7 protein-coding genes and 1 pseudogene are annotated in these 5,346 nt (G+C 56.6%); 6 read left to right on the plus strand and 2 right to left on the minus strand.

Annotated elements, in window-relative coordinates:
* On the minus strand, nt 1–299 hold a 299-nt coding region (locus tag RY831_RS32630; protein ID WP_220719799.1), incomplete at its 3' end, for a MerR family transcriptional regulator.
* Between the two features lie 71 nt (nt 300–370).
* On the opposite strand from RY831_RS32630, the gene RY831_RS32635 reads away from it, so the two are divergent.
* The 6 genes and pseudogenes from RY831_RS32635 (at nt 371) to merD (ending at nt 4,659) form a co-directional block, all read left to right on the plus strand.
* Entirely contained in the window at nt 371–721 is a 351-nt protein-coding gene (locus RY831_RS32635) for a mercuric transport protein MerT (protein ID WP_001294663.1), read from the plus strand.
* Nucleotides 722–734: 13 nt separating this feature from the next.
* Nucleotides 735–1,010 (plus strand): mercury resistance system periplasmic binding protein MerP, encoded by a 276-nt coding sequence (gene merP, locus RY831_RS32640; protein WP_011405607.1) that lies wholly within the window; start codon nt 735–737, stop codon nt 1,008–1,010.
* A 187-nt stretch (nt 1,011–1,197) separates the two neighbouring features.
* Nucleotides 1,198–2,907, plus strand: coding sequence for a mercury(II) reductase (gene merA / locus RY831_RS32645; protein ID WP_011405608.1), 1,710 nt, complete (start codon nt 1,198–1,200; stop codon nt 2,905–2,907).
* A gap of 35 nt (nt 2,908–2,942) precedes the next feature.
* Nucleotides 2,943–3,596, plus strand: coding sequence for a phenylmercury resistance protein MerG (gene merG, locus RY831_RS32650; RefSeq protein ID WP_011405609.1), 654 nt, complete (start codon nt 2,943–2,945; stop codon nt 3,594–3,596).
* 80 nt (nt 3,597–3,676) lie between these two features.
* On the plus strand, nt 3,677–4,315 hold the full coding sequence (merB, locus tag RY831_RS32655; protein WP_011405610.1) for an organomercurial lyase MerB: 639 nt from the start codon (nt 3,677–3,679) through the stop codon (nt 4,313–4,315).
* Nucleotides 4,312–4,659, plus strand: a pseudogene (gene merD, locus RY831_RS32660) (mercuric resistance transcriptional repressor MerD). The gene merB and the pseudogene merD overlap by 4 nt, the downstream one beginning before the upstream one ends.
* A 90-nt stretch (nt 4,660–4,749) precedes the next feature.
* Here the strand turns inward: merD and RY831_RS32665 are convergent.
* Nucleotides 4,750–5,208: a hypothetical protein gene (locus tag RY831_RS32665; RefSeq protein WP_011405611.1), complete on the minus strand. Its 459-nt coding sequence runs from the start codon at nt 5,206–5,208 to the stop codon at nt 4,750–4,752.
* Nucleotides 5,209–5,346 lie beyond the last annotated feature (138 nt).

Consider the following 5,346-nt stretch of genomic DNA (forward strand, 5'->3'; position numbering starts at 1 on the left):
ATCTTCTCGCGCACGTCTTGGAGCTTGTGCTCGGCCAGGCTGCTGGCCTCCTCGCAGTGGGTGCCATCGTCGAGCCGCAACAGCTCGGCAATCTCGTCCAGACTGAACCCCAGCCGCTGTGCCGATTTCACGAATTTCACCCGAACCACGTCCGCCTCCCCATAGCGGCGGATGCTGCCGTAAGGCTTGTCCGGTTCCGGCAACAGGCCCTTGCGCTGATAGAAGCGGATTGTCTCCACGTTGACCCCGGCCGCCTTGGCAAAAACGCCAATGGTCAGGTTTTCCAAATTATTTTCCATATCGCTTGACTCCGTACATGAGTACGGAAGTAAGGTTACGCTATCCAATCCAAATTCAAAAGGGCCAACGTATGTCTGAACCACAAAACGGGCGCGGTGCGCTCTTCGCCGGCGGGCTGGCCGCCATTCTTGCATCGACCTGCTGCCTGGGGCCGCTAGTACTGGTCGCCCTGGGCTTCTCCGGTGCTTGGATCGGCAACCTGACGGTGCTGGAACCCTATCGACCGTTGTTCATCGGCGCGGCGCTAGTGGCGCTGTTCTTCGCCTGGAAGCGGATTTACCGGCCCGTGCAGGCATGCAAGCCAGGTGAGGTCTGCGCGATTCCGCAGGTGCGCGCCACCTACAAGCTGATTTTCTGGATCGTGGCCGTGCTGGTCCTGGTCGCGCTTGGATTTCCCTATGTCGTTCCATTTTTCTATTAACCAGGAGTTCATCATGAAGAAACTGTTTGCCTCCCTTGCCCTCGCCGCCGCTGTTGCCCCGGTGTGGGCCGCCACGCAGACGGTCACCTTGGCCGTTCCTGGCATGACCTGCGCGACTTGTCCTATCACCATTAAAAAGGCCTTGAGCAAGGTCGACGGTGTTAGCAAGACCGAGGTCGACTTCTCAACCAAGCTTGCCGTCGTAACGTTTGACGATGCGAAGACCAACGTCCAGGCGCTTAGCAAGGCGACGACGGATGTAGGCTACCCATCTGAGCTGAAGAAGTAAGGCAACAAATAACGGCAGCATCGCTAGAACCACGGCAGAGATGCCGCTCAGGCGATTCTGCCGGTCGTCATCGCGTGAGCAGCCTGTAAACGACCCACGGAGCCTGTTCCCTGAAGCGCACAACCGATTCAGTGACCGAGGCGTCGTACTAGTTGGCTTGGGCACAACGGATAAAAGAGAGAGCGGAATGCAAGAGTTAAACGAAGTTGGTTTGAGCGTGGCGGGAATGACTTGCCCAAGTTGTACAAGGCACGTTGAGGACGCGCTGCTGGCGGTCCCCGGCGTAACGCGAGCGGCTGTCGATTATCCATCGAACAAGGCGCAAGTCACAGGCAATAGGCTTGACGTGTCCGCGCTCGTAGCAGCAGTGGGCGCCCTTGGTTACGGTGCTACGCCTACAGACGAATTTGAAAGCAAAGAGCGCAGTGTTGAACAGCCAGGACTCCTTGGCAAAGCCGCCCAGTGGCTGAGCGGCGAGCGCGCGGTGGAGAAACCGGCAGGTCAGCTGCATGTGGCGATCATCGGTACTGGCGGCGCCGCTGTGGCAGCAGCGCTGAAGGCAGCTGAAAACGGTGCCCGTGTCACCCTGATCGAGCGGGGAACTATCGGCGGCACCTGCGTCAACGTGGGCTGCGTCCCTTCTAAGATCATGATTCGGGCAGCGCATATCGCTCATCTGCGACGCGAAAGTCCTTTTGACGTGGGACTGTCGGCAACGCCCCCAGTTGTCCTGCGTGACCGTCTGCTGGCGCAACAGCAGGCCCGTGTGGACGAGCTGCGTCATGCTAAATATGAAAGCATCCTCGAAAGCAATCCGTCGATCAATCTGGTGCGAGGCAGCGCCCGATTCAAGGATGGCCAAACGCTTATCGTGGAAGCGGCAGAAGGTGACACTCGCGAAGTGGCCTTCGATCGCTGTCTCATTGCCACTGGTGCAAGCGCTGCCATCCCGCCGTTGCCTGGTCTTGCAGGAACGCCATATTGGACGTCCACCGAAGCCCTGGTTAGCGAAGCCATTCCTAAACGGCTGGCAGTAATTGGCGCCTCGGTCGTAGCACTGGAACTGGCACAAGCGTTTGCGCGCTTGGGCAGCGAGGTGACGGTCCTGGCCCGGCGCACCTTGTTTGCCAGTGACGACCCTGCCATTGGCGAGGCCGTGACTGCAGCTTTCCGTGCGGAAGGCATCACGGTGCTGACACAGACGCAGGCGAGTGCCGTGACCTATTGCGACCGCCAATTCATCCTGACGACCGCGCAGGGCGAGTTAAAGGTGGATCAATTGCTTGTTGCCACCGGCCGCACGCCAAATACCGCAAGCCTGAATCTCGAGCGCGCAGGTGTGACGTTTGACTCGCAACATCGCATCCTGATCGATCAAGGCATGCGCACGAGTGCTTCGAACATTTACGCAGCTGGCGACTGCACTGACCAGCCTCAGTACGTCTACGTTGCAGCCGCGGCTGGTACCCGGGCTGGCATTAATATGACCGGCGGCGACGTAAAGCTCGATCTCGACGCCATGCCGGCAGTCGTGTTCACCGATCCGCAAGTTGCCACGGTAGGCTACAGTGAAGCAGAGGCCCAGCGCATTGGTCTGCAAACCGAAAGCCGTACGCTCACGCTCGACAATGTGCCGCGTGCACTCGCCAACTTCGATACCCGCGGCTTTATCAAGCTTGTTGCTGAGGCAGGGTCCGGACGCATTCTCGGAGTCCAGGCTGTGACACCGGAAGCAGGCGAAATCATCCAGACTGCCGCGATTGCCATCCGGGCCCGCATGACCGTCCAGGATCTGGCTAACCAGCTTTTCCCTTACCTCACCATGGTTGAAGGTCTCAAACTGGTGGCACAGACTTTTTCGAAGGATGTGACACAGCTATCGTGCTGTGCCGGCTAAACCTTGGGCACCAAAACAGGGACAGAGGAGTTTTTATGTTTTGTGACATCAGACTTAAATTACGCCGTGTACGCGCGTGCTTGACGATCGTACTGGCAAGTACCGCAACGTTAGGCATGCCAAACCAAGCGTTGGCGGCTTATGATTTTTCTAAGCTCGGCGCCGCGATTGAAACATTGTCGCCAGAGACCGTCAGTGATTGGGAAAAGAAGGCCAGGGCTGGCGATGCCATGGCTCAGAACATCATGGGTCTTGCGTACAAATGCGGTATGGGCGTAAAGCAAAACCACGCGGCATCGATCCAGTGGTTCCGCAGGGCGGCCGAGCAGGGTGAAGCCGATGCACAGTTCAACCTCGGGCGCCTCTACGGAAGTGAAGTCGACGGTATGTATAAGAATGGGCGTGCGGCTCCTGCCAACGATGCAGAGGCTTTCAAGTGGTACCGCCTCGCTGCCGAGCAGGGACACACGCAGGCTCAAGTCAGGCTGGCCCAGCTGTTTGCAAAGGGTCTTACCGACATCGCGCCCGACCAGGTGCAGGCATACCAGTGGATGAGTCTGGCCGCAGCGTCGGGAGAACCGACAGCAGCAAAAGTCGTTGCAGACTATGCAGCTCAAATGAAGCCCGAACAGTTACAGCAAGCCCAGCTGCTGGCCGAGGAATGGCAACGCCGGCAAGGCACAAAGTAATTCGTCTTTGTTAAGCGCAGGACGTAACCGCCGAGTAAGGTTTATCCCGGTTGATCGCTGCCCGATATAACAGGTGGAAAATGGACAAGACTATTTATTCCAAAAAGATTGCCGAAAGCCTTTCATCTGGCAATCATCCTAAAGAGTTCGCAACGCTCTTTGTCGCGCTGCTCCGACAGCTAGCGATGGGGGGACCTGTATCACGCGAAAAGCTCGCCGGCGCACTCGGATGGTCTGGAGCGAGAGTTGCAACGGTACTTGAGCAGGCACCTGGTACGGAATATGACGACGAGGCCAATATCATTGGACTGGGGCTGACACTACGTGAAACCTCTCACGTTTTTGAGGTGGATGGCCGTCATTTGTACACATGGTGTGCGCTGGACACCTTGATGTTTCCCGCCTTGACCGGCAAGATTGCCCGTGTCACTTCCCGCTGCGCCGCCACCGGTAGGCCGATCACTCTCACCGTTGCACCAGAAGCAGTGCTTCATGTCGAACCGGCAGAAGCAATGGTTTCACTGCGAACTCCGGATACTTCGCCCGACATTCGTTGTTCGTTTTGCTGTCATGTGCATTTCTTTGCGTCTCCGTCTATTGCAAATTCGTGGGCTTCGACCCACCAAGGGATTGAGGTCGTGCCTGTCGAGAGTGCGTTCGACCTTGGTCATGATGTCGCGCTTAAGCTGCTAGAGGACTGCGAGGAAAGCCCAGTATGAATGCGTACTCGATATCGAAGCTGGCTGATGATGCTTGCGTCAGCGTGCATGTCGTGCGCGACTACATGATACGCGGCTTGTTGCACCCTGCTCGGCGAACCGAAAGTGGCTAGAACATTTTCGATGACAAAACACTCGGAAGGCTGCGGTTTCTCCGCGCAGCCTTCGAGTCCGGAATTGGGCTCGACGAACTGGCGCGACTTTGCAAAGCATTGGACGCAGACGATAGCGAAAGCCTGGACCGATGCGTCGAGCGCGTGCGATGGAAGATCGACGTGCGTCGAACAGTTTTGACTGTCGTCGAGGCCTCTTTGAATGAAATGGCGGCCGGTGCAGCTACTTGAGGTCCGGCCGGTAAAAGCGTTGGAATTAGCCACTTCGTATATAATATATTGATTAATATAGCTTTTTCGATGAATGTTTGACTAAAGCCTTTATCGCGACAGTGACTCCTGAAGCTGCTTAAACTGCCCCTGAATCACCGCTTTTTCCTGAAGAATCAACTTGTTCTCATCGGACAGAACTTCCGCTCTATTCTGAGAGGCTTTCAGATCCGTTTTGGTGACCTCTAATGCTTGGGATAGTACGGCCACCTGCTTATCGGCATCTGCTTTCTGGCTTGCGAGTGCGGCAATATTATCCGCCAATTGTTTGCTTTCATGCTTCCGCTCCCGGTTTTTTGCCGAGGCGTCGTTAAGTTGATGCTCCAAGTTCTGGATATCGGCCACTTGCCTATCCAAGGTGCTTTTGTGCATCGCATTGGCCTGTTCGAGCTCATGCGTTTGTCGTTGTAATTGCGCATTAGTGTCTATCAGCTCGGACGCTCTTGACTCGGCTTGGATGAGCCGGTTTTGCAGGTCTTGAATCTGGTCTTTCAGGCCCCGGTTAACCATCTGGAATTGCTCGCGCTCCTGCTGCCGGTCTTCGGCGGTGCGTTGCTGGTAGGGGGCACCTCAGAAAACGGAAAATAAAGCACGCTAAGCTGTGGAAGCCCCTGCCAAGCTCGTTCCACCTTGCAACGACGCAATCAG

It is taken from the genome of Noviherbaspirillum album (genome assembly GCF_035916955.1).
Classification (GTDB): Bacteria; Pseudomonadota; Gammaproteobacteria; order Burkholderiales; family Burkholderiaceae_D; genus Noviherbaspirillum; species Noviherbaspirillum album.